The organism is Massilia sp. UYP34 (assembly GCF_056279385.1).
In genome coordinates this window covers 259,539-282,633 of the sequence record NZ_JBWBRF010000001.1, presented here as the reverse complement: position 1 = coordinate 282,633, position 23,095 = coordinate 259,539, and the positions used below count along the sequence as shown (strand labels likewise).

Genomic DNA, 23,095 nt, shown 5'->3' with positions numbered 1-23,095 from the left:
GAATTCGCGAGGATGGGAACTGACTGATGCCGGCATTTCGCTACGAAGCCGTTGACCTGGGCGGCGCCACGCGCAAGGGCGTGGTCAACGCCGACAGCCCGCGCGCGGCGCGCGCCGACCTGCGCACGCAAGGCCTGACGCCTCTGAGCGTCGAGGCAATTGCTGCTCAGGTCGACGCGGCCGGCGTCGCCCGCGCGCGCGGCATCGGCGAGCGCCTGTCGCAGAACGAGCTGGCCCTGTTCACGCGCCAGCTGGCCAGCCTGCTCGAGGCCGGCCTGCCGCTCGAGCAAGCCTTCACCGCGCTGCTCGAGCAGGCCGAGCGCGCCTATATGCGCGACCTGATCGCCTCGATCCGCTCCGAAGTCATCGGCGGCTCGTCATTCTCCACCGCGCTGTCGCACCACCCGCGCGACTTCGCCGAGATCTACCGGGCGCTGGTCGCCTCGGGCGAGCAGATCGGCCAGCTCGCGCGCGTGCTGTCGCGCCTGGCCGACTACATCGAGCGCCGCAACGCCCTGGTGCAGAAGGTGCGGCTGGCGTTCACCTATCCGGCGATCGTGACCGTGGTCGCGTTCGCGATCGTGATTTTCCTGCTCACCTATGTCGTGCCGCAGATCGTCTCGGTGTTCGCCAACACCAAGCAGAAGCTGCCTTTCCTCACCGTGGTCATGCTGGCCGTGTCCGACTTCGTGCGCGCCTACGGCATCTATTGCGCGATCCTGATCGGCGGCGCGTTCTGGCTGTGGCGGCGCGCGCTGCGCAATCCCGACCTCAAGCGGCGCTGGCACACCTGGCTGCTGACGGCCCCCATCTACGGCAAGTTCGAGCGCAGCCTCAACACGGCGCGCTTCGCCAGCACCCTGGCGATCACCACCGGTTCCGGCGTGCCGATCCTGCGCGCGCTCGACACCAGCCGCGAAACCCTCTCCAACGTGGCGATGCGCGAACTGGTCGAGCAGGCCACCGCCAGCGTGCGCGAAGGCGTGAGCCTGGCGCGCGCGCTGTCGGCGCAAAAACACTTTCCACCGATGCTGGTGCACATGATTCGCGCCGGCGAGATCACCGGCGAACTGCCGGCCATGCTCGAGCGCGCCGCCAATGCGCAGCAGGCCGACCTCGAGCGCCGCACGCTTACCATCGCCGGCCTGCTGGAGCCGGTGCTGATCCTGGCCATGGGCCTGGTGGTGCTGCTGATCGTGCTGGCGGTGCTGATGCCGATCATCGAAATCAACCAGCTGGTGCAGTAAAACAATGGCAGTCAATACTATGAACAAGCGTTTGCCTCTTCTACTCAGCCTGCTTGCCCTGATTCTGCTGGCGGCCTCGATCGCCTTCTGGGTGCTGCAGCTGTACAAGCCGGAGCAGCGGCCGCTGGCGGCGGCGCCGGTCGCCACCCAGCCTCCGCCCAGCCCCGAGGCGGCGGCAACGCTGTTCGGTGGCCAGCCGAGCGCGGTGATTTCCAATTTCCAGCTTACCGGCGTGGTGTCGGCCGGCGCCGACAGCGCGGTCATCCTGGTGGCCGACGGCCAGCCGTCGAAGGCGGTGCGCGTCGGCCGCGAAATTGCGCCAGGCGTGACCGTGGCCGAAGTGCATCGGCGCTACGTGATGCTGTCGGATGGCGGCGTGATGAAGCGGGTGGAACTGGCGGTCGATACCGGCCAGTCGACCTCGGTCACGCCGCCGGAGCCGCGCATGATGCAGCAGATGCCCCAGCCGATGACTGGGGCGCCGGGCATGGAACCGCAGAGCGCGCCGGGCGTGGTCAGCGCACCGCCCGTCATGCACAGCGTGCCGCCACCGGGCGGCGGTCCGCAGGGCACGCCGACCACGCCGGAGAATGCGCAGCTGCCGCCAGAGTCGCAAGAGCCGCAGGATCCACCGCCGGAGCAGGGCGACCCGACCCAGCAAAGCGGCAATGTGCAGATGCCGCCGAATGCGCCGCCGATGAACCAGACCCAGCAGCCGATCACCCAGTAAGGACGGCGGCGTGGCGCCAGGCCGTTATCGCATCTTCAGCGCACCGCGCCCATCAGCGGCGCAGCGCGGTGAAGGCCGCCAGTTCCCATGACCTGAACCCCAGCAACAAGGTATAGCCCTCGCGTTCCCCGGCCGGCAGGCGCCGGTCGTTCAGGTGCAGCCGCGCCAGTTCGGCCGCCAGTTGCTCGATCTTGAGCGACAATTCTTTTGCGCTGGCATGCGACAGCCGCGCCGGCAGGCACATCAGCGCCTCGCCCGCGCCGTCGAAGCGGCCGGCAAAATAGTCCGGCACCACGTGTTCGCGGAAGAAGTGCTGCACCGGCCCATCCGGCAGCCAGCGGAATGCGTTCGACACCCGCAGCTGGTAACGGTTCAGCGGCTTGAGTTCGATCAGTCCCAGCCGGTCGAGTTCGGCGAGCAGGGTGATGCACTCGGCCTCGCTCAGCTTGTAGGTATCGACGACCTGTTCCACGTTCCAGTGGCCGAGGCAGCAGATCGCCATCAGCAGCAGGCGCGGATTGGCCACCAGCGAGCGCTCCTGCGGCAGGCTCAGGGCATCCAGCCGGGGCCGGGTATCGAGCGCGCCGCGCAGCAAGTCTTCCAGCGGGATCCCGGTCGCCTGGCAGATCTCGGCCAGCCGCGACAGCGCCATGTCCTTCTGGCCGAACATGCGTTTCACGCTCGATTCGCTCACGCCGATGCGCTCGGCCAGCAGCTTGTAGGTGATGCCGGCCGCGCGCAGGCGGGCGCGCAGGGCGTCGAGGATCAGGTCGGGTGAACTCATGGTATCCGTGGAAAATGGGGACGGTCGACTCTACCGTTGAATGGCAACGCGGACAAGGCGCATGCGACGAACGGCACGTCGGGCCGATGGACGAAAAAAAGCGGACACCGAAGTGTCCGCAAGGGGAAGGTATGTATCGTGTCGGCGCAGGTTCAGTCGTCCTCGTCCAGCACCAGCCTGGCTTTTTTGAGGGCCTGCCTGGCTGCATGCCGCTCGCTCGACAGCGGCTTGGCATGCGGCCCGGCCGCGCGCGCCTTGGCCAGCGCCGCGACCGGGTTGCGCGGCTTGCCGAACTGCTGCGAAGGCTCGACGCGCAAGCGCATCTTCTGCCGTGTCGCCAGTGCCTTGTTCGCCATGCGGCTTCCCTAAAAAAATTACAGCCGCTGCTTACAACACATAGCGCGACAGGTCTTCGTTGACCGCCAGCGCATCGAGCCGCTCGTTGACATAGGCCGCGTCGATCCGCACCACCTGGTCTTTCTCGGACCCGGCGCTGAACGAGATCTCTTCGAGCAGCTTTTCCATCACCGTGTACAGGCGGCGCGCACCGATGTTCTCGGTGCGTTCGTTGACCGAGAATGCGATCTCGGCCAGGCGGTGGATGCCTTCGTCCAAGAACTCGATCGTGACGCCCTCGGTCGCCAGCAGCGCCTCGTACTGCTTGGTCAGGCTGGCATGGGTCGAGGTCAGGATGCTCTTGAAATCGTCGATCGACAGCGATTCGAGTTCGACCCGGATCGGAAAGCGCCCCTGCAGTTCCGGGATCAGATCCGACGGCTTGGCCAGGTGAAACGCGCCCGAAGCGATGAACAGGATGTGGTCGGTCTTGATCATGCCGTACTTGGTGTTCACCGTCGTACCCTCGACCAGCGGCAGCAGGTCGCGCTGCACGCCAGCGCGCGAGACGTCGGCGCCGCCGTTCTCGGAGCGGGTCGCGATCTTGTCGATCTCGTCCAGGAACACGATGCCGTTCTGCTCGACGTTGGCGATCGCCTTCTGCTTGAGCTCGTCCTCGTTGAGCAGCTTGCCCGCTTCCTCGTCGACCAGGAGCTTCATCGCGTCCTTGATCTTGAGCTTGCGCGGCTTCTTGCGCGCATTGCCCACGCCGGCGAACATCGACTTGATCTGTTCGGTCATTTCTTCCATGCCCGGCGGCGCCATGATTTCCATCTGCGGCGCGGCATCGAGCACCTCGATCTCGATCTCGCGGTCGTCGAGCGACCCTTCGCGCAGGCGCTTGCGGAAGGTCTGGCGCGTGGCCTCGCCTTCCTTCGCGTCGCCGTTGCCGCCGCTGGTGTTGAAGCCGAAGTCGCGCGCTGGCGGCACCAGGATGTCGATGATGCGGTCCTCGGCCGCGTCCTCGGCGCGCTGGCGCACCTTCTTGGCTTCGCTGGCGCGGGTCTGCTTGATGCCGATGTCGATCAGGTCGCGGATGATGGTGTCGACGTCGCGCCCGACATAGCCCACCTCGGTGAACTTGGTCGCTTCGATCTTGATGAACGGCGCGTCGGCCAGCTTGGCCAGGCGGCGCGCGATCTCGGTCTTGCCGACGCCGGTCGGGCCGATCATGAGGATGTTCTTGGGCGTGATCTCATAACGCAGGCTCTCGTCGACCTGCTGGCGCCGCCAGCGGTTGCGCAGGGCGATGGCGACCGCCTTCTTGGCCTTGCCCTGGCCGACCACATGCTTGTCGAGTTCGGAAACGATTTCAGGAGGGGTCATGTTCATGATGCTGCTCATATCAATCCAGGGTCTCGATGATGTGGGACATGTTCGTGTAGATGCACAGCTCGCCGGCGATGGTGAGCGCTTTCTTGACGACTTCGGCTGGCAGCATGTCGGTGTTCTCATACAGCGCCTTGGCGGCGGACTGGGCGTAGACGCCGCCCGAACCGATGGCGCCGATGCCGTCTTCCGGCTCCAGCACGTCGCCGTTGCCGGTGATGATCAGGGTCGACTCGCGGTCGGCCACCAGCAGCATCGCTTCCAGGCGGCGCAGCACGCGGTCGGTGCGCCAGTCCTTGGCCAGCTCGACCGATGCGCGCAGCAGGTTGCCCTGGTGTTTTTCCAGCTTGCCTTCGAAGCGGTCCAGCAGGGTGAATGCATCGGCCGTGCCGCCCGCGAATCCGCACAGGACCTTGCCCTGGTACAGCTTGCGCACCTTGCGCGCCGAGCCCTTCATGACGACGCTGCCCAGCGTGACCTGACCATCGCCACCCAGCGCGACCTGGTTGCCGCGACGCACACTGACGATGGTTGTACCGTGAAATTGTTCCATTTTGACCTCGTGATGTTCTAGCCAACAGCAAGTGGGGATCGTGCGTGGGATTGCAAGATTAGCTCAGCCTTAAATGCTCCAGGCAAATGTGCGCCCGGCGCGGGCAGCGGGCTGTACGCTGTCCGCACGCCAATCAATGGAGCAGCCCACGATGTTCTTATTTTTCTCCAACAAGCTCGGTTGCCTCGGATCGATCCTGGTGTCGCTGGCCGTGACCTTGCTGCTGTTGCTCGCCTTCGGTTGGCTCTAAACTATCAATAGCGGTGCGGATACAGCCGCACGCCGTCGCCCGCGCCGAGCAGGCGCAGCAGGGTGGCGACGAGATGGCTCAGTTCGCGCAGCTCGACCGCGCGGCCGGCGGCGCCGTGCGCGTCCAGCCGCGCCAGCAGGCTCCCGGCGCCGGCATAGTCGATGCGCGCCAGCCGCGAGCAATCGAGCACCAGCGTCTCGCGCTCCTGGGCGTAGGCATCGATGGCCGCCAGCAGGGCGCCTTCCGCACCGCTCACGACGGCCGGCAACATGAAGCGGTCGCCATGGCCCGGCGCCGGCGCGGCGGTGGACACGTAGAGCGGCGCCTCGAACGAGGGCGGCGACACCTCGTAGGTGACGCAGTAATCCATCGCCGCTTCCTCGAACTGTTTTTCGCGGCGGGTCAACAGCAGCAGCTCGAGCAGCAGCAGCCAGGGCGCCGGGCTGGCGCCGCGCTGGCCGACGACCAGCGTCGGACGCAGGATATCGAGCAGGGTATCGGCGCCGGCCAGCACCAGCTCGCGGCCGTCAGTCTGCTGACGGCGCAGTGCCTGCAGCGCCGCCAGCAGGCTGGCGGCGCCATCGGCGTCGATCGCCGTTACCCGGCCGAAATCGAGGCGCACGACCGGCGAGCGCGCCTCGAGCACGCGCTTCAGGCGCCCGGCGACGCCGGCGTCGATCGCGGGGGCGAAGGCTTCGACCGCGGCCACGTTGGCGCCGGCGCTGGGGAGGGAACCCGGAGGAACCGTTTCAGGCGCGGCCGGCAGCGGCTTCCAGGCCGGCGGCGAGGTCTCGAAATGGCTGGCGTAGTCGATGGCCACGCTTTCGAACGCGGCTTCGCGGCCATCCGCCTGGTACAGGTCGAACAGCATCCACCACGGCAGGCGCTCGGCGCGGCCCAGGGTCGGCAGGCAGGCGCGCAGCAATTGTTCGGCGGCGTCCGACTGGCCGTTGGCATACAGGATGGCGCTTTCGTCGATTGCCGGCGCACTGGCGGGCGCCGCGCTCAGGGGCGGCGCGTCGGGTTCCGGATGCGCGATGCTGCCGGCAGGGCGCCGTACGCCGCTGCCCCAGGCCGGCTCGTCGTCGAACATGTCGGAAGCGAAGGCGAGCTCGATCTCGTCGATCTTGGCGGCGGTGGCGCGCGCGATCTCGCGCTGGCGTTCGCGCTCGGCCTCGGTGTCCAGGCGCGACGGCTCGCCGTGCAGGCGCGACTCGGGGGGCGGCCAGTCGCGCCCGTCCATGATGTCGTTCTTTCTCTTCAGGAAGGAGAAAAGCCCCATGCTCACCGTTGTCAATTAGGCCAGACGTGCTGACCATAGCACGAACCCCGGGCCTGTGTGCTGAGCACACACCGCCCAGGGTAGTGTATCCGATGGGAAACGATAGCATATGCATGGCGCCTGAAACGTGCGCGCTCATGCAGGACGCGCAAACAAAAAAAGCATGCGACGGGTCGCATGCTTTTTCTGGTAGGCACGACGATAAATCAGTCGCCGTACAGTTTTTGCTTCAGTTCACGGCGCTGCTGGGCTTCCAGCGACAGCGTGGCGGTCGGGCGGGCGATCAGGCGCGGAATGCCGATCGGTTCGCCGGTTTCTTCGCACCAGCCGTATTCGCCGCCATCGATCGACTGCAGCGATTGCTGCACTTTCTTGAGCAGCTTGCGTTCGCGGTCGCGGGTGCGCAGTTCCAGCGCATGTTCTTCCTCGATCGTCGCCCGGTCGGCCGGGTCGGGAACCAGGACGGTTTCGCGCAGGTGTTCCGTGGTTTCACCGGCGTTCTTCAGCAATTCCTTCTCGAGTTCCTGCAGACGGTTCCTGAAGAACGCGAGCTGGGCCGGATTCATGTAGTCGTCATCGCTCATCGCCCGAATCTCTTCTTCCGTCAGGAGGCGTTCTTCGGGCTGGGCGGTATTCGGTTTCGTTGTTTTAGTCATGATGCCTTCGATACGACAGAGGTTTTCATTTTATCAGTCTGCCAACTTCATCCCCGATAGGGTGTGCGTGAGGCAGGCTGCCTTGATGGCGACCTGGCGCCATCCCTTCTCTGGCCGCGCCGCATATGCAGCAAGGACAGTTCGCTACAGTAGGCTGGCGGCTAGTATATAGCGCACCGGTCCGTCCGGGGAGTCGGCCGCGACAAACTGTCGCGACGGGTCGTCATGTGACCTTGAACCGGCCGGGCAAACCGATATAGTTTATACCAAACATTGTTCAAGTCCGCGGATAAATACGTCTTTCGGTAAATTTTTACCAATAAAGACCATCTTGGTGGCGGGGGTCTCGCTCTCGCCCCATTTCGGTCCCACGTCGCTGCCCATGATCTGGTGCACGCCCTGGAACACCACCTTGCGGTCGACGCCTTCCATCCGCAGCACGCCTTTGTAGCGCAGCATTTGCGGACCGAATACCTGCACCAGGCTGCCCAGGAATTGCTCCAGGCGTTCCGGGTCAAAGGCGCGTTCGCTCTTGAACACGAAGGCGGCGATGTCGTCGGAGTGGTGGCCGTGGTGGTGGTCGTGGTTGCAGGCTTCGCCGTGCGCATGGTCGTGGCCGCAGTGAGCGTGGTCGTGACCGTGCTCATGGTCATGCTCACTGGCGTGATCGTGGTCTTCCTCGACCTTCAGGAAGTCGGGATCCAGTTCCAGCTTGTCGTTCAGGTTGAAGCCGCGCAGGTCGAGCACGTCCGAGATCGGCGCGCGGCCGAAATCGCTGGTCGCGATCGGCGCGCGCGGATTGATGCGGCGCAGGCGCGCCTTCAGGGTCTCGACGGCGGCGGCATCGACCAGGTCGGTCTTGGACAGCAGGATCTTGTCGGCGAAACCGACCTGGCGCTGCGCTTCCTCGTTCTGGGTCAGCTGGTCCATCGCATGGCGGGCGTCGACCACGGTCACCACGGCGTCGAGCAGGTAGTTGGCGCCCACTTCCTCGTCGACGAAGAAGGTCTGGGCCACCGGGCCCGGATTGGCCAGGCCGGTGGTTTCGATCACCACCCGGTCGAAACTGATCTCGCCGGCGGCGCGCTTCTGTGCCAGGTTGTTCAGGGCCACGATCAGGTCGCCGCGCACGGTGCAGCAGATGCAGCCGTTGTTCATCTCGACGATCTGCTCGCTCGAATCCTGCACCAGGATTTCGTTGTCAATATTCTCCTGGCCGAATTCGTTTTCGATGACGGCGATGCGCATGCCGTGCTCTTCCTGCAGGATACGGTTGAGCAGGGTGGTCTTGCCCGCGCCGAGGAAGCCGGTCAGGATGGTGCTGGGAATCAGGTCCATTGGTACGCTACTCGTGTTGGGGGGTTGGACAAAAGAACCGGGGGATTATGCCGCAATTCCTGCAAGCTCACCATCAACCGTGTACGGGCTTGATCGAGTTCAAACCATCAACCCGGGGATGTGGCCGGAATGGTGCGCCTGCGCCGGCCGGACGATTACTTGGCCTTGGCGCGCGGGTGGGCCGCGTCATATACCTTCGACAGGTGCTGGAAGTCCAGCGCCGTATAGATCTGGGTCGAGGTGATGCTGGCGTGGCCGAGCAATTCCTGCACCGCGCGCAGGTCGCCCGACGATTGCAGCAGGTGCGAGGCGAACGAATGGCGCAGCACGTGCGGGTGCACGTGGAGCGGCGTGCCGGCGCGCAGCGCATGCTGCTTGAGGCGGTTTTGCACCACGCGCGGCGAGATGCGGGTAGCGCGCGCCGACAGGAACAGGGCGGCGCTGCCGTCGCGCGCGGCGGGCCGCACCGCCAGCCAGGCCGCCAGCGCCGCGCGCCCCGGGGCGCCGACCGGCACCCGGCGCATCTTGTTGCCCTTGCCGGTCACCACCACTTCGCCGGCCTGCAGGTCGAGCCAGCCGAGCGAGGCCGGCTGTCCGGCGCGCGCATCCTGCCAGGCGAAGTCGAGGCCGGCCAGTTCCGACACCCGCAGCCCGCTCGAATAGAGCAGCTCGAACATCGCGCGGTTGCACAGCTCGAAGGGTTCGGCGTGGCCGCGCGTGCTTGCTTCCATCAACTGCACGGCATCGTCGACGGCCAGCGCCTTGGGCAGGCTGCGCGGGCGCTTGGGTGCGTGCACCCCATCGACCGGGTTGGCGGCCAGCGGGGTCTGATTGGACAGCCAGGCATAGAAACCGCGCCAGCCGGACAGCTTGCGCGCGATCGTGCGCGGCGACTGGCCGCCGGCATGCAGCCTGGCCGCGTAGCGGCGGATGTCGGCATGGGTCAGCCGGGGCCAGTCGACGTGGCCGGCAAGTGCGGCCAGCTCGGCCAGGTCGCGCCGGTAGGCGTCCACCGTGTGCGGCGACAGCTGGCGCCCGGTGGCCAGTTCGCCCAGGTAGCGCGCGGTCCAGTCCATGGCCCCTGGCTCAGGCGCGCAGCGGCGCCAGCGCGGTGGTCGAGGTGGCGGCGATGTGGACCAGGAAATCGGTCGCCATCGCGGTCGTGAAGCGCGCCGGGTCGGGCGAGCCCAGCACCAGCAGGCCGAAGCTCTGGCCCGGCGGGCCCAGCGGCAGCATCACGGTCGAGCGGATCGATGCTGCATCGTCCAGCCAGCGCACCGCCTCGAAGTCGTTGTTCGGGCCGCAGTACGGCGCGCGCAGGCTGTTGGCGAAGATGCGCGCGTCGTCCGACACGCCCTGGGCGAACCATTCGCCGGCATGGTCCGGTGCCACGTTCCACAGGCGCAAGGTCACTTGCGGCACGACGAAATGGGTGCGCAGGCCGTCGGTCAGGTCGCGCGCCATGGCCGCGCCACCCTTTGACACCAGCAAGGCCTGGGTCCAGGCGTGGAAGCGGTTGGCGATGCCGGCGTTTTCCTCGGCGCGACGGGACAGGTCCGACAGGCGCAGTTCGAGCGCGCGGAACTTGTCGCGCATTACTTCCATCTGCCGCTCCTGCAACGACACGGCGCGGCCGGTGAGAGGACTCGACAGTTTTACTTCACCCAGCAGGCCGGCGTGCTCCTGGAAGAATTGCGGATGATCGATCAGGTATTGCGCGACAGCGGCGGCGTCCAGTGGTGCGATGCTCATGGGGAATTGGGTGGTGGAATGAATCAAACCATTTTACCCGACGCGGGCATGGCGCCGAAGTTTTAACAGATGACAAAAAAAGACGCCCGCAGGCGTCTTTTCGGGGAGCGGGAAACGGTCAGAAGCGGTGACGGATACCCATTTGCAGGGCGCGGCCGTCGGCGCCCGGTGTTTCGGTGAAGCCGCCCGGGTTGCCCGAAGTGCCCGGCGAATACTGCGCCTCGTTGTCGTTCTTGATGAAGGCGAGCGCCGTGTACAGGTCGGTGCGCTTGGACAGGTAGTAGTTGTAGCCCACCGCGTACAGGTTGGCGTCGCTGTTCGATGCCGTGCGGTCGTTCTGGTGCGCGTACGAGGCCACGATGCGGCCATTGCCTACACGATAGTGAACGCCGACCTGGTAGCTGTTGGCATCCTGCTGGGTGTTGGCGCTGATATTGGTCTGGAAGATCCTGAGCAGGGCATTCCGGGTGCCCTCCGGCACGCCTTGCGCGATCAGCGCCGGCACCACGGCCTGGTTCCAGCCGGCCAGGTAATCGGGCAGCAGCGCCGAATTCTGGTTGCGCTGGCTGTGGAAGCCGGCGAAGAATTTCCAGCTCTCGCCCAGGGTGTAGGAACCGCCGACCGTCATGGTGCGCAGGCTTGGACGGTTCTGCATGTCGTAGCCGTGGTTGTAGCCGACGCCGACGTCGAAGCCATTGGCTTTATAGGTGATCGCGCCGCCGCGGAACTTGTAATAACGGCCGAGGTAGCCGGAATTGCGCGCGCCATACATGACCGAACCGCCCAGGCCGTTCGGCAGGGCGATCCGGTACTGGATCGATTCCTGCGAGCGGATGTCGGCGCCCAGCGCGGTGAAGCCGGCGGTGCCGCCGGTGATGTGGCCCCAGGAGCCGGCGGTGCCCGATTCGAAGGCGTCGGCCATGTTGAACACCTCGTAGCCCGGGGTGTACATGCGGCCCAGCATGACGGCGCCGATCGGGGTGATCAGGCCGACCATCGAGGTGCGGTCGAACAGGGCTTTTTCCTGGTTGACGGCGGGCGCGCCCGGCGGCTGGATGGCCGCCTGCAGGCGGTCGCGGATGGCTTGCGGAATCTGGTTCATGCCGCGCAGCAGGTAGACGCCCGGATTGTCGTTCATCAGGGCCGGCTGCTGCGAACCGTTATCGAGTTCGACACGGGCCTCGAGATTGAAGATGGCCTTGTAGCCATTGCCCAGGTCTTCGCTCCCCCGGAGGCCAAGGCGGGAGCCGTCGGCGCCGCCACTATAGATCTTGGTCGGTCCGCCTTTTTGCCACATTACGCCGGCATCGGCGATGCCGTAGATCTGGACGCTGGTCTGAGCCAGGGCGGAGGATGCAAAGGTCGCGCCGAGCAGGGCGGCAATCAGGCTTTTCTTCATCGTGTCTCCATATTATTTTCTTGTCGCGATGTATGAGCTCGCTCTACCAATATGCCATTGCCATGGCGCACTGTACAGAACGGTCGTTCGCGAAAACGCCGGGAACGATCAGACGTTGTGAAAACGCTACATGGAGGAGGGATGACCCGGCGGCCGATGGTTGCTCCACGCCGCCCTGCGCGAGCGGCGGCGCGCTGCTTCCGCCGGCCCGCCAGGGTTCAGAACGCGTGGTGGATGCCGATGTCGTACTGGTTGACGGTGCCTGGACTGGTCAGCAGGCCCTTCTTGCGCGAGGCGTCGATGTACAGATAGGTGCGCTTGGACAGGCTGTATTCATAGCCCAGCGACAGCTGCCTGACCTTCTCCAGGCCATCGATGTCTTTCTGTCCATAGCCGGCCAGGAACTTGCCGGGGCCCAGCGTGTAGTTGGCGCCCACTACCCACGCGCTGGTGTCGCTGTTGAACGGGCGGGTATGCTCTTCGTCCAGCCGGGTGAACGTGCCCATGAGCTTGAGTTCCGGGGTCGCCTGGACCGAGGCGCCGACCGACCAGACCTTCGATTCGATCGCATTGCGCTCGTAGGCCGCCATCAGGGCGGCGGGGCCATTGTTGTAGGTGGCCGAGACCGAGAACGGATTGGCCGAGGCTTCGGCGCCGGCCGGATACTGCGGTGCGCCGGCGCTGCCGCGGCCGATCACGGCGACGCCGCCGTTGTTTTCCCTGGTCGCGATCGCGGTATTGAGCTGGAAGCCATTGACGAGCGGCGAGTTGTACCAGATGGCGTTCGACCAGCGGTTGCCCGAGGCGCCGACTGGGTCGAGCGGCTGCGAACTGTAGCCGGCGACGCTCAGGTCGGTATAGAAGCCGCCCGCGGTCGGGATCGCATGGAAGGGTTCGAAGTTGCCGATGGTTTCATGAAACGGGGTCAGGCCGCGGCCGATGCGCAGCATGCCGAAGCCGCCCTGCAGACCGACCCGGCTCTGGCCCTGGAACAGCTGGCGCTGATTGCCGCCGGGACCGATCTCGCTGCTGCCGGTATCCGGCTCGTACCGCATTTCAAGGTGGAACAGGGCCTTGAAGCCATTGCCCAGGTCTTCGGCGCCCCGGATGCCGAGGGTATTGGCGGCGCGCTTGCCGATGCTGACGTTCTCGCCACTGCGCTTGACGATGCCGGCATCGAGGTTGCCGTAGATTTGCACCGACGTCTGCGCATGGGCCGCGCCGGCGCAAGCGCCAAGCAGTGCGACGGCCAGGAGAGATTTCTTCATGTTGGGCATTCCCGGGATCGAGGTGAGCGCATGCATGGCGTCGAAGCCGGCCGCTCGGGTCACCTGATTGTTTCAAACTTCAGGGCTGGCTATTTGGTCAATTATCAGTGGCACGCTTGGTACATCGCTAATAAATCGCATCGTACTGTTGTATTTTCGAAACGTATTCGATACGCATGCCATCTGCCACAAGGCCGGCGGTTTTTGCGTCCGAGAAAAGGACGGCGGTGTTTTTTCCATGAAGCGGCCTCGGGCATGCTTCAATGTCTTGCGGCTGGAGCGGCCGGTTTCATCCGCTTAAACCAGCTTTGCGCCCCGTCAACTCACCCCGGAATCGAATCGAATCGCCGGCGGCAGCGGCTTAGACTTTGGCCAAATTTGCATGAGCGGCGACAGGCCCCGTCAATATTTCATCGATTGGCAAGCTCGCCAGGCCGGCTGGCGCCTTGGGGCCGGGCGGTCGTGCTGCCGTCGCCGCTACGTGTTGCCGACTCACTTTTTTCATGTATTCCAACGATGGCTAACCGCGAAGAATTGGCGATCATTCGCAACGCCCGCGCCGGGCAGGCGACGGCCCAGCTCGAGCTGGGCAAGCTGTATTTGTTCGGCAGCGCCGGACTCCCGCAGAGCCTGCCAACGGCGCTGCACTGGCTTGAACGCGCGGCCCGACAAGACTGCCCACCTGCCTGGCAGTTGATCGGTAACCATATTCCTCTTGAGCTTGCCCAGCATAACGCCGCGGCCGTCGCCCAGTGGTACGAGCGCGCCTATGACGACGGCAGCCTGCATGCCGGCCTGGTGTTTGCCCAGTTGGTGCTCGATCCTGCGGCGGCGCCATCCCAGCAGCATCCGAAGGCCGTGCAGGCGCTCGAGGACGCGGCGCGCGCCGGCTTCCCGCATGCGCAATGGTTGCTGTCGCAGCGACAGGGCAAGCCGCCCACGGCGCAGCCCGGCATGCGGACGGCGCCGTCGAGCGGCGCGGCGCGTCCGGGGCCCGCGTCCGGCGCCGTCGAGCGTCCGCCGGCGCCCGCGCCGGCGCCCCAGTCTGGCCAGGAGCGGACGCTGCGTCCGCCAGGCGCCGGCGCGGCGCAATACGCCGCGCTCGACGAAGCATGGGCGGCGCGCCGCTGGGACGTCTACCTCGAGCGCGCGCTGCCGCAGGCGCGCGCGCTGATCGGCGAGCGCGGCGAACAGGGGGACATGCGGCGTTTCGCGCCCGACGAGATCACCCTGCTGTCGCGCTGCGCGCGCCTGCTCGACCCGGCGTTCGATGGGGTCCAGGGCGTGCAGGCCCTGGACCCCGGCGCGGCGGCGGCGCGCTGCCAGCCGGGCGAACCTGCCGTGTTCTGGGAGCTCGCCGCGGCCGAGCATGACCCCCACGCCCAGCTGGCGCTGGGTCTGCGCTATGCGCGCATGCGGATCGATGGCAGGCGGTGCGGCGCTGGCGGCGGGACGGCGAGCGGACAGGTCGCGGATGCGCAGGTCGCCCACGCGCCCGTCGCCAACTTCAAGAAAGCGATCCGCTGGCTGAACCTGGCCGGCGAGCAGGGCCTGGCCGAGGCCTGGTATGCGCTGTCGCGCATCTATATCAAGCCCGAGTTTTCGCAGCGTAACGTGGCCGATGCGCAGCGCTACCTGCAGCGGGCCGCCGAGATGGGGTATCGCGATGCCCAGCTCGAATGCGGCCACAATGCCTGGCGCGCGCGCCGCGAGAACGAGAACAACGACGTGCGCGCCGTGTACTGGCTGCAGAAGGCGGCGGCCCAGGGCTCGCCCGAGGCCGTCGAGCTGCTGCGCAAGATCGCGCCGCGCGCCACGGCCGCGCCGTACACCGAGACCGGGCGGCTGCTGGCCAGCCACGCCGATGCGCTGGCGGCGCATCCCTTGCTGGCCGCGCGCATCGAGCTGGCGGCGCTGTTCGGCCTGTCGCGCGCCGAGGCGCTGCTGCTGGACGTGGGGGCCGCCGACCAGGGCCATTGCCTCGTCATCGATATCCGCGCCAGCTACGGGCGCAGCAAGCGGCGACTGGTGATGGTGGAATCGGCGCAACAACGCGAGGCGCTGGATCGCATCGTGCGCCTGTTCGAGCAGGTCGACTGCGGCCCGGCTGGGCCGGAAGGAAATTATCGGCAGCGGCTGTACCGGCTGCGCACCCTGCTCAATGTGCCGATCTCCGGCAGCGACGCCGACGGCGGCGCCGACATCGAGCTGGCGGCTTGAAGCAGAGGGCCTGGCCGCTCAGATCTCGACTTCGCCCTCGAACACCGAGACCGCCGGTCCGCTGAGGTAGACCGGCTGGCCCGCTCCCGCCCAGGCGATGCTGAGTTCGCCGCCGCGGGCCGATACGCGCACCGGCGAATCGAGCAGGCCGCGCCGGATGCCGGCGACCACCGCCGCGCAGGCGCCGGTGCCGCAGGCCAGCGTCTCGCCGGCGCCGCGTTCGTGGACGCGCAGGCGGATATGATGGCGGTCGACCACCTGCATATAGCCGGCGTTGACCCGTTTCGGAAAGCGCTCATGGTGTTCGATCAGCGGGCCGGTCTGCTCCACCAGCGCCGTGTCGACGTTGCGCACCACCTGCACCGCATGCGGATTGCCCATCGAAACCACCGAGATCGGCACGGCCTCGCCGCCGACCGGCAGTGGCCACAGCGTGTCCTCGCCCTCCGGCTTGCCGTTCAAGCCCGCGCTGTCGAACGGCACCTCGGCCGGATCGAGGCGCGGCGCGCCCATGTCCACCGTCACGCTGCCGTCGTCCTCCAGGCGCGGGCTGATAACGCCCGACATGGTCTGCACGCGGATGCTGCGTTCCCGGGTCAAGCCCTTATCGACCACGAAGCGCACGAAGGCGCGCGAGCCGTTGCCGCATTGTTCGACTTCGCTGCCATCGTTGTTGAAGATGCGGTAGCGAAAGTCCACGCCGTCCTCGCTCGGGCGCTCGACGACCAGGATCTGGTCGGCGCCGATGCCGAAGCGGCGGTCGGCCAGACGCTGCCACTGCTCGGCGCTCATGCCGTCGACGTCGATCTTCTGGTTGATGGCGTCGATCACGACAAAGTCGTTGCCCGCGCCGTGCATCTTGGTGAATGTCAGTTTCATGCTTGGTTCGATCCTGTTCAATCGTACAGCGAAGGTTCACCCGGCGGCCGGGTCTTGAAACGCTTATGCGTCCAGAAATACTGCTCCGGCGCCTCGCGCACGCGCTCCTCGATGAAGGCGTTCATGCGGCGGGTCGCTTCGACCATGTCGTCGCCAGGGTAATTGTCCCACGCCGGGTAGAAGCGCACGCGCCAGCCCTGGTAGTTCGGCAGATAGGTCGCGATCACCGGAATCACCTTGGCGCCGGTGGTCGCGGCGATGCGTCCCAGCGCGGTCAGGGTCGCCGCCTGCACGCCGAAGAAGGGCACGAATTCGGCATCCTTCTCGCCGAAATCCATGTCCGGCAGCATGAAATAGGGCAGGCCGTCGCGCAGCGCGCGCAGGATCGGCTTGATGCCTTCCTTGCGCGTCACCAGGCGCACCGGACCGTAGCGTTCGCGGCCGTGGCGCAGCAGGCGGTCGAAGGCCTCGTTCTTTTGCGGCACGTACATGCTGCACACCGGGATCACACGCGAGGCGACGCCGGCCACGTCCAGGCACACGAAGTGCGGGCACAGCAGGATCGTGGGACCGGCTTCCATCTCGGCCTGCGGCACCGCCGGTTCGACCTGGATCAGGCTGCGCACCCGCTCCTCGGGCGCCCACCACAGGATCGAGCGCTCGACGATGCTGCGCGCGTAGGCGCGAAAGTGCTGGTGCGCGATGCGGCGCCGCTCCCGCTCGTCCAGCTCGGGCATGGTCAGGCGCAGATTGGTCAGCGCGATGTGGCGGCGCCGGCCCATGATGAGGAACATCAGGCTGCCGATCGATTCGCCGATGCGGCCGAGGATGGGCAGCGGCAGGAAATGCAGCAGCCACAGGATTGCCAGCAACACCCTCATGCCGCGGCCTCGCTTTCGGGACCAGCCACGCCGTCCGGCTGCTTGTAGCGGTTGTAGCTCCAGAAATACTGGCTGGGCGCACGCGCGATCAGCTGTTCCATGGCGCGGTTGATCGCCGCCGCCTGGTCGGCGGCGCTGCCGCTCAGGTCGCCGTCGAATGGCACGAAGCGCACGATGTAGCCGGCGCCGCCCGGGCGCCGCTCGGCGTACACCAGCAGGATGTCGGCCTTGCCCAGCTGGGCCAGCTTGGCCGGCAGGGTCATCGTATACGCGTTGCGGCCGAAGAAGGGCGCCCACACGCCTTCGCCTTCTTGCGGAACCTGGTCGGGCAGCAAGCCGATCGGCTGGCCGCTCTTGAGGGTCTTGGCCAGGATGCGCACGCCGGACAGGTTGGCCGGCGCCAGGTGCAGGTTGTGGCGCGCGCGCGCGCCTTCGACCAGCGGCCGCAGCGCGTCCTTGCGCGGCGGACGATACATGACCGTCAACGCCGTCTTGAGCGCGATCTGCTGCGCCGTCATTTCGAAGCAGCCCAGGTGCGGCGTCAGGAACACGATGCCGCGGCCTGCGTCGAGTTTTTCCTGGACCAGTTCCCAGTTTTCCACCGTGGCATGCCTGGCAACCCGTTCCGGTTTGGCGCACCACACGAAGGCGAGTTCGATCGCGGCCTTGCCGGCCTCGGACACGGCCTGTTTCCAGTGCGCGTCATAGCCGGCCTGGGCCAGGTTGGCGCGCAGGCGGCGCTTGTACGACGGCGACAGCCAGTACACGAGCCAGCCCAGCGCGGCGCCCAGGGCGTGCAGCAGTGGCAATGGAAAAATAGATAAGATACGGAAAATGACTACTAGCATGTCGATTGATGGGTGTCGGATCTCGTCCGTATTTGTACGTGCGTTTCCACACCAAAATTCCAAGGAAGCGTAAAATACCACTTTATGCTGGATCCGCCGAGTTAACAGACAACTTGCGAAGCGGAATATAAATGTCGCTAAAGCGTCGCAGGCAACAGTTTGCTGCGGCAATTCATGTGAACAGTAACTGGAGCCTACATGTCGAACGACTACCTCTTTACTTCCGAATCCGTCTCCGAAGGCCACCCGGACAAGGTCGCTGACCAGATTTCCGACGCCATCCTCGACGCCATCCTCGAGCAAGACCCGACCGCGCGCGTCGCCGCCGAAACCCTGTGCAACACCGGCCTGGTGGTGCTGGCCGGCGAGATCACCACGCACGCCAACGTCGACTACATCTCGGTGGCGCGCAACACCATCAAGCGCATCGGCTACGACAATACCGATTTCGGCATCGATTACAAGGGTTGCGCCGTCATGGTCTGCTACGACAAGCAGTCGCCGGACATCGCCCAGGGCGTGGACGAAGGCGCCGGCATCGATCTCGACCAGGGCGCGGGCGACCAGGGCCTGATGTTCGGCTATGCCTGCGACGAAACGCCGGAGCTGATGCCGGCCGCCATCTATTATGCGCACCGCCTGGTCGAGCGCCAGTCGCAGCTGCGCAAGGATGGCCGCCTGCCATGGCTGCGTCCGGACGCCAAGTCGCAAGTCACCCTGCGCTACGTCGACGGCCGTCCGGTCGCGGTCGACACCGTCGTGCTGTCGACCCAGCACCATCCCGACGTTACCCATTCGCAGATCGAAGAAGCCGTCATCGAAGAGATCATCAAGCCGACCCTGCCGCGCGAGTGGCTGGACAAGACCCGCTTCCTGGTCAACCCGACCGGCCGCTTCGTCATCGGCGGTCCGCAGGGCGATTGCGGCCTGACCGGCCGCAAGATCATCGTCGACACCTACGGCGGCGCAGCCCCACACGGCGGCGGTGCGTTCTCCGGCAAAGACCCGTCCAAGGTCGACCGCTCGGCCGCCTACGCCGCGCGCTATGTCGCCAAGAACATCGTCGCCGCCGGCCTGGCGCGCCAGTGCCAGGTGCAGGTCAGCTACGCCATCGGCGTGGCGCGTCCGATCAACATTACCGTGTATACCGAAGGCACCGGCGTGATCCCGGACGAGAAAATCGCCGCCCTGGTCAACGAACACTTCGACCTGCGCCCGAAAGGCATCGTCCAGATGCTCGACCTGCTGCGCCCGATCTATTGCAAGACCGCGGCTTACGGCCACTTCGGTCGCGAAGAGCCGGAGTTCACCTGGGAACGCACCGACAAGGCGGCCGAGCTGCGCGCCGCTGCCGGCCTGGCGTAATTCGCTCGCGCCGTGGTGGGCCCGGCGAACGCTCGGGCTGCGCGGCGAACTTGGGTCCCCACCTTCGTGGGGACGACGTGCTTGCGTGCGTGTCCGAATTCGACCTGCGATATTCACGCAATCGCCATCAACGTCGTCCCCGCGGAGGCGGGGACCCAAGTCATTCGCACGCCGGCGAAGTATCCATGGCCGTTCAAGCGTGCTAAACTACCCCGTTCCGAGGAGCGTTGCGACAAGAGCTTGTTCCCGCGTAGGCGGGAAACACGTTATTGCCAGGCTCGGATATTCAGCAACCGCGCTCACGTTACTTTTTTCTAAACATTGAAAGGAGGGCGTGATGAGCGCCGTACTCAAAAATTCCCAAGACTACATCGTCGCCGACATCTCCCTGGCTGCCTGGGGCGAGAAGGAAATCCGCATCGCCGAAACCGAGATGCCGGGCCTGATGGCGATCCGCGAAGAATACGCCGCCACCCAGCCGCTGAAGGGCGCGCGCATCGCCGGTTCGCTGCACATGACCATCCAGACCGCGGTCCTGATCCGCACCCTGGAAGCCCTGGGCGCGCAAGTGCGCTGGGCGTCGTGCAATATCTACTCGACGCAGGACCACGCCGCCGCAGCCATCGCCTCGGTCGGCACGCCGGTGTTCGCCATCAAGGGCGAGACCCTGGACGAGTACTGGGAATACACCCACCGCATCTTCGAATGGCCAGGTGACGCATCTGGCCAGACCCACGCCAACATGATCCTGGACGACGGCGGCGATGCAACCCTGCTGCTGCACCTGGGCGTGCGCGCCGAGAAGGATATCTCGGTGCTGGACAAGCCGGGTTCGGAAGAAGAAATCTGCCTGTTCAACGCGATCAAGGGCCGCCTGGCGCGCGATCCGTCGTGGTACTCGAAGCGCCTGCCTGAAATCAAGGGCGTGACCGAGGAAACCACCACCGGCGTGCACCGCCTGTACCAGATGCATCAGGAGGGCAAGCTGGCCTTCCCGGCGATCAACGTCAACGACTCGGTCACCAAGTCGAAGTTCGACAACCTGTATGGCTGCCGCGAATCGCTGGTCGACGGCATCAAGCGCGCCACCGACGTGATGGTCGCGGGCAAGATCGCCGTCATCGCCGGCTACGGCGACGTCGGTAAAGGTTCGGCCCAGGCCATGCGTGCACTGTCGGCGCAGGTGTGGGTCACCGAAATCGATCCGATCTGCGCACTGCAGGCGGCGATGGAAGGCTACCGCGTCGTGACCATGGACTACGCCGCCGAACACGGCGACATCTTCGTCACCTGCACCGGCAACTACCATGTCATCACCGAGCAGCACATGCTCAAGATGAAGGACCAGGCGATCGTCTGCAATATCGGCCACTTCGACAACGAAATCGAAGTCGCCGCGCTCAAGAAGTATGAGTGGGACAACATCAAGCCGCAGGTCGACCACGTGATCTTCCCTAATGGCAAGCGCATCATCCTGCTGGCCGAAGGCCGCCTGGTGAACCTGGGTTGCGGCACCGGCCACCCGTCGTACGTGATGAGCTCGTCGTTCGCGAACCAGACCATCGCCCAGATCGAGCTGTTCATGAACACCGCGCAGTATCCGGTGGGCGTGTACACGCTGCCGAAGAAGCTGGACGAAAAAGTCGCGCGCCTGCAGCTCAGGAAACTCAACGCCCAGCTGACCACCTTGACCGCCGAACAGGCTGCCTACATCTCGGTGAGCCAGGAAGGCCCGTACAAGCCGGAACACTACCGTTATTGATCGGTAGCGGGTTGTAGTCATGCGAAACGTCCTTCGGGACGTTTCGCCGGGACGTTTCGCTTATCTAATCATCGTGCGCCGCATTCCCGTATTCCCCTGGTGCGTGCGGCGTACGCGTACCACGAAAGTCTGTACCGATGCGCTTGCTGATTACCTGGCTGATCAACGCCGCGGCCCTGATGGCCCTGCCTTACCTGATGCATTCCGTCGAAGTCTCCAGCATCGGCGCCGCCCTGATCGCGGCGCTGGTGCTCGGACTGGTCAATACCCTGATCCGTCCGGTGCTGGTGCTGCTGACCCTGCCGGTCACCCTGATTTCGATGGGCCTGTTTATCCTGGTCATCAACGCCTTGCTGTTCTGGCTCGTGTCGAACGTGGTCGGCGGGTTCCAGGTGGCGGGTTTCTGGTCGGCCTTCCTGGCAGCCATCCTGTACAGCATCATTTCGTGGACGCTTTCTACCTTGCTTCTTTCCGACAAAGATGGAAACTCCTGATTTCAGTATCGAGTTCTTCCCGCCCAAGACGCCGGAAGGCGCCGAAAAACTGCGCATCGCGCGTGAAAAGCTGGCCGGCCTCAATCCGAAGTATTTTTCGGTGACTTTCGGCGCCGGCGGCAGCACCCAGCAGGGCACGCTGGCGACGGTGCGCGAGATCCAGGCCGCCGGCCATGAGGCCGCGCCGCACCTGTCCTGCATCGGCGCCACGCGCGACTCGATCCGCGAGGTCCTCAAGCAGTACCAGGACAGCGGCATCCGGCGCGTGGTGGCCCTGCGCGGCGACCTGCCGAGCGGCTACGGCGGCGCCGGCGAGCTGCGCTATGCCAGCGAACTGGTGGAATTCATCCGCCAGGAAACCGGCGACTGGTTCCACATCGAGGTCGCGGCCTATCCCGAGATGCACCCGCAGGCACGTTCGCCGCAGGACGACCTGCAGGCTTTCGCGCGCAAGGTGCAGGCCGGAGCGAATGCCGCCATCACCCAGTATTTCTACAATGCCGATGCCTACTTCCAGTTCGTCGACAATGCGCGCAAGCTGGGTGTGGATGTGCCGATCGTGGCCGGCATCATGCCGATCACGAACTACATGCAGCTGATGCGTTTCTCGGACATGTGCGGCGCCGAGATCCCGCGCTGGGTGCGCCTCAAGCTGGCCAGCTTCGGCGACGACAGCGCCTCGATCAAGGCCTTCGGGCTGGACGTCGTGACCGGGTTGTGCGAACGCCTGCTGGCGGGCGGCGCGCCGGGGCTGCATTTCTACAGCATGAACCAGGCGGCGCCGACCACGGCGATCTGGCAGCGGTTGCGGGGTTGATCCGCGGCTGCGCATTACCGGTTGAACGCGTCGGCGGCAAAGCCGCCAACCCTACGTGAAGCGCAAGGTTTACCGTAGGGTTGGCGGGTTCTCCCGCCGACGCGTTCACATCACCTTCGCTCTGCCGCGCCGTTGTATTCCTCGGTAATCACGCTATCCAACGGCACATCGTGCGCGTCGCCATCGAACGCCACCAACTGGCACGCATACGCGATTCCCACCGTCGCCGGCCTTGGCGCCGGCGCCAGTGTCCGGTCATAGAAACCCCCGCCATATCCCACCCGATATCCCCGCGCATTGAAGCCCAGGCAGGGCACCAGCAATGCCGGCGGGCGCGCGATCATGCGCAATGCGCTCGGAACCGCCACGCCCAGCCGGTCCGTCACCGTCGGCTCACCAGGTATCCACTCGGTAAATCCCAACGGCGCATCGCGTTCGATTACTACCGGCAATGCCAGCCGTACGCCTGCTTGAGCTAATTGCGCGTACGCTGGACGCAAATCCGGTTCGCCGGCCAGCGGCCAGTACACGGCCAGCGTGTCGTGGGGATGCGCCTGCCACCAGGCAAGCACCTGCGCGCCGATGCGATCGTCCCAGGCGTGTTTGGTCGCCGGATCGATTGCGCGCCGCAGTGCCTTGAGGGTGTTGCGCAGCAGTGCCTTGTCCTGTTGTTGGGCAACATTACTGGCTGCCGTGTCTGGTAGTGCCGCGATGGCGCGTGGTATTCTTTGATCGCCGGTCATGGTTTCAATGCAGCGTAATGTGAGAGTTGTGGATGTTTCAATCGAAATTGTCAGCCAGCTTGTGGCCGGCCGCTATTGCCCTTGTTCTGTCCTGCGCACTGC

General features: G+C 65.6%; 22 protein-coding genes and 1 riboswitch. Of the genes, 7 read left to right on the top strand and 15 right to left on the bottom strand.

Annotated features, from left to right (window positions below):
* Positions 1–26 precede the first annotated feature (26 nt).
* Positions 27–1,247: a type II secretion system inner membrane protein GspF gene (gene gspF / locus ACZ9AQ_RS01245; protein ID WP_429201396.1), complete on the top strand. Its 1,221-nt coding sequence runs from the start codon at positions 27–29 to the stop codon at positions 1,245–1,247.
* A gap of 4 nt (positions 1,248–1,251) precedes the next feature.
* A complete protein-coding gene (locus ACZ9AQ_RS01240; RefSeq protein WP_429201397.1) occupies positions 1,252–1,977 on the top strand; it encodes a type II secretion system protein N in 726 nt (241 codons plus the stop codon).
* Positions 1,978–2,029: 52 nt separating this feature from the next.
* On the opposite strand, the gene ACZ9AQ_RS01235 is transcribed toward ACZ9AQ_RS01240, so the two are convergent.
* From ACZ9AQ_RS01235 to ACZ9AQ_RS01185, 11 genes are all read right to left on the bottom strand, one after another.
* Positions 2,030–2,761, bottom strand: coding sequence for a helix-turn-helix domain-containing protein (locus ACZ9AQ_RS01235; protein WP_429201399.1), 732 nt, complete (start codon positions 2,759–2,761; stop codon positions 2,030–2,032).
* A gap of 152 nt (positions 2,762–2,913) precedes the next feature.
* Positions 2,914–3,117: a hypothetical protein gene (locus ACZ9AQ_RS01230; RefSeq protein ID WP_429201401.1), complete on the bottom strand. Its 204-nt coding sequence runs from the start codon at positions 3,115–3,117 to the stop codon at positions 2,914–2,916.
* A gap of 31 nt (positions 3,118–3,148) precedes the next feature.
* A complete protein-coding gene (hslU, locus tag ACZ9AQ_RS01225; protein WP_429201403.1) occupies positions 3,149–4,489 on the bottom strand; it encodes an ATP-dependent protease ATPase subunit HslU in 1,341 nt (446 codons plus the stop codon).
* Positions 4,490–4,502: 13 nt separating this feature from the next.
* A complete protein-coding gene (hslV, locus tag ACZ9AQ_RS01220) occupies positions 4,503–5,039 on the bottom strand; it encodes an ATP-dependent protease subunit HslV (RefSeq protein ID WP_429201404.1) in 537 nt (178 codons plus the stop codon).
* Positions 5,040–5,293: 254 nt separating this feature from the next.
* Complete coding sequence (locus tag ACZ9AQ_RS01215; protein ID WP_429201406.1) at positions 5,294–6,571, bottom strand: STAS domain-containing protein; 1,278 nt, start codon at positions 6,569–6,571, stop codon at positions 5,294–5,296.
* 206 nt (positions 6,572–6,777) lie between these two features.
* Positions 6,778–7,227 (bottom strand): RNA polymerase-binding protein DksA, encoded by a 450-nt coding sequence (dksA, locus tag ACZ9AQ_RS01210; protein ID WP_429201408.1) that lies wholly within the window; start codon positions 7,225–7,227, stop codon positions 6,778–6,780.
* Between the two features lie 261 nt (positions 7,228–7,488).
* Positions 7,489–8,565, bottom strand: a complete 1,077-nt coding sequence (locus ACZ9AQ_RS01205) for a CobW family GTP-binding protein (protein ID WP_429201409.1) — start codon at positions 8,563–8,565, stop codon at positions 7,489–7,491.
* 155 nt (positions 8,566–8,720) lie between these two features.
* Positions 8,721–9,641 (bottom strand): tyrosine recombinase XerC, encoded by a 921-nt coding sequence (locus ACZ9AQ_RS01200; RefSeq protein WP_429201411.1) that lies wholly within the window; start codon positions 9,639–9,641, stop codon positions 8,721–8,723.
* Between the two features lie 10 nt (positions 9,642–9,651).
* On the bottom strand, positions 9,652–10,317 hold the full coding sequence (locus tag ACZ9AQ_RS01195) for a DUF484 family protein (RefSeq protein ID WP_429201412.1): 666 nt from the start codon (positions 10,315–10,317) through the stop codon (positions 9,652–9,654).
* A gap of 118 nt (positions 10,318–10,435) precedes the next feature.
* Positions 10,436–11,716: a porin gene (locus ACZ9AQ_RS01190; protein WP_429201414.1), complete on the bottom strand. Its 1,281-nt coding sequence runs from the start codon at positions 11,714–11,716 to the stop codon at positions 10,436–10,438.
* Positions 11,717–11,934: 218 nt separating this feature from the next.
* The gene (locus tag ACZ9AQ_RS01185) at positions 11,935–12,984 is read right to left on the bottom strand and encodes a porin (protein WP_429201416.1); all 1,050 of its coding nucleotides are present in this window, start codon (positions 12,982–12,984) and stop codon (positions 11,935–11,937) included.
* Positions 12,985–13,500: 516 nt separating this feature from the next.
* Here ACZ9AQ_RS01185 and ACZ9AQ_RS01180 point away from each other — a divergent pair.
* Positions 13,501–15,204 carry a tetratricopeptide repeat protein gene (locus tag ACZ9AQ_RS01180; protein ID WP_429201418.1) on the top strand — a complete coding sequence of 568 codons (1,704 nt, stop codon included), beginning with the start codon at positions 13,501–13,503 and terminating at the stop codon, positions 15,202–15,204.
* A gap of 18 nt (positions 15,205–15,222) precedes the next feature.
* Here ACZ9AQ_RS01180 and dapF read toward each other — a convergent pair whose 3' ends face one another.
* The 3 genes from dapF to ACZ9AQ_RS01165 are packed head-to-tail and all read right to left on the bottom strand — an operon-like array spanning position 15,223 to position 17,893.
* Positions 15,223–16,083, bottom strand: a complete 861-nt coding sequence (dapF, locus tag ACZ9AQ_RS01175; protein ID WP_429201420.1) for a diaminopimelate epimerase — start codon at positions 16,081–16,083, stop codon at positions 15,223–15,225.
* Between the two features lie 17 nt (positions 16,084–16,100).
* Positions 16,101–16,964, bottom strand: a complete 864-nt coding sequence (locus tag ACZ9AQ_RS01170; RefSeq protein ID WP_429201421.1) for an LpxL/LpxP family acyltransferase — start codon at positions 16,962–16,964, stop codon at positions 16,101–16,103.
* Entirely contained in the window at positions 16,961–17,893 is a 933-nt protein-coding gene (locus ACZ9AQ_RS01165; protein ID WP_476108110.1) for a lysophospholipid acyltransferase family protein, read from the bottom strand. The genes ACZ9AQ_RS01170 and ACZ9AQ_RS01165 overlap by 4 nt, the downstream gene beginning before the upstream one ends.
* 117 nt (positions 17,894–18,010) lie before the next feature.
* Between ACZ9AQ_RS01165 and metK the strand changes: the two genes are divergently transcribed.
* The 4 genes from metK to metF all read left to right on the top strand — a co-directional run bounded on the left by metK (position 18,011) and on the right by metF (position 22,250).
* Positions 18,011–19,177, top strand: coding sequence for a methionine adenosyltransferase (gene metK, locus ACZ9AQ_RS01160; protein ID WP_429201425.1), 1,167 nt, complete (start codon positions 18,011–18,013; stop codon positions 19,175–19,177).
* A 213-nt stretch (positions 19,178–19,390) separates the two neighbouring features.
* Positions 19,391–19,485: riboswitch (S-adenosyl-L-homocysteine riboswitch) on the top strand.
* A 29-nt stretch (positions 19,486–19,514) separates the two neighbouring features.
* Positions 19,515–20,939, top strand: coding sequence for an adenosylhomocysteinase (ahcY, locus tag ACZ9AQ_RS01155; RefSeq protein WP_429201427.1), 1,425 nt, complete (start codon positions 19,515–19,517; stop codon positions 20,937–20,939).
* A 137-nt stretch (positions 20,940–21,076) separates the two neighbouring features.
* Positions 21,077–21,433 carry a phage holin family protein gene (locus tag ACZ9AQ_RS01150; RefSeq protein WP_429201429.1) on the top strand — a complete coding sequence of 119 codons (357 nt, stop codon included), beginning with the start codon at positions 21,077–21,079 and terminating at the stop codon, positions 21,431–21,433.
* Positions 21,420–22,250, top strand: a complete 831-nt coding sequence (metF, locus tag ACZ9AQ_RS01145; RefSeq protein ID WP_429201430.1) for a methylenetetrahydrofolate reductase [NAD(P)H] — start codon at positions 21,420–21,422, stop codon at positions 22,248–22,250. The genes ACZ9AQ_RS01150 and metF overlap by 14 nt, the downstream gene beginning before the upstream one ends.
* Before the next feature lie 110 nt (positions 22,251–22,360).
* Here metF and ACZ9AQ_RS01140 read toward each other — a convergent pair whose 3' ends face one another.
* A complete protein-coding gene (locus ACZ9AQ_RS01140; RefSeq protein WP_429201432.1) occupies positions 22,361–22,993 on the bottom strand; it encodes a 5-formyltetrahydrofolate cyclo-ligase in 633 nt (210 codons plus the stop codon).
* Between the last annotated feature and the right edge of the window lie 102 nt (positions 22,994–23,095).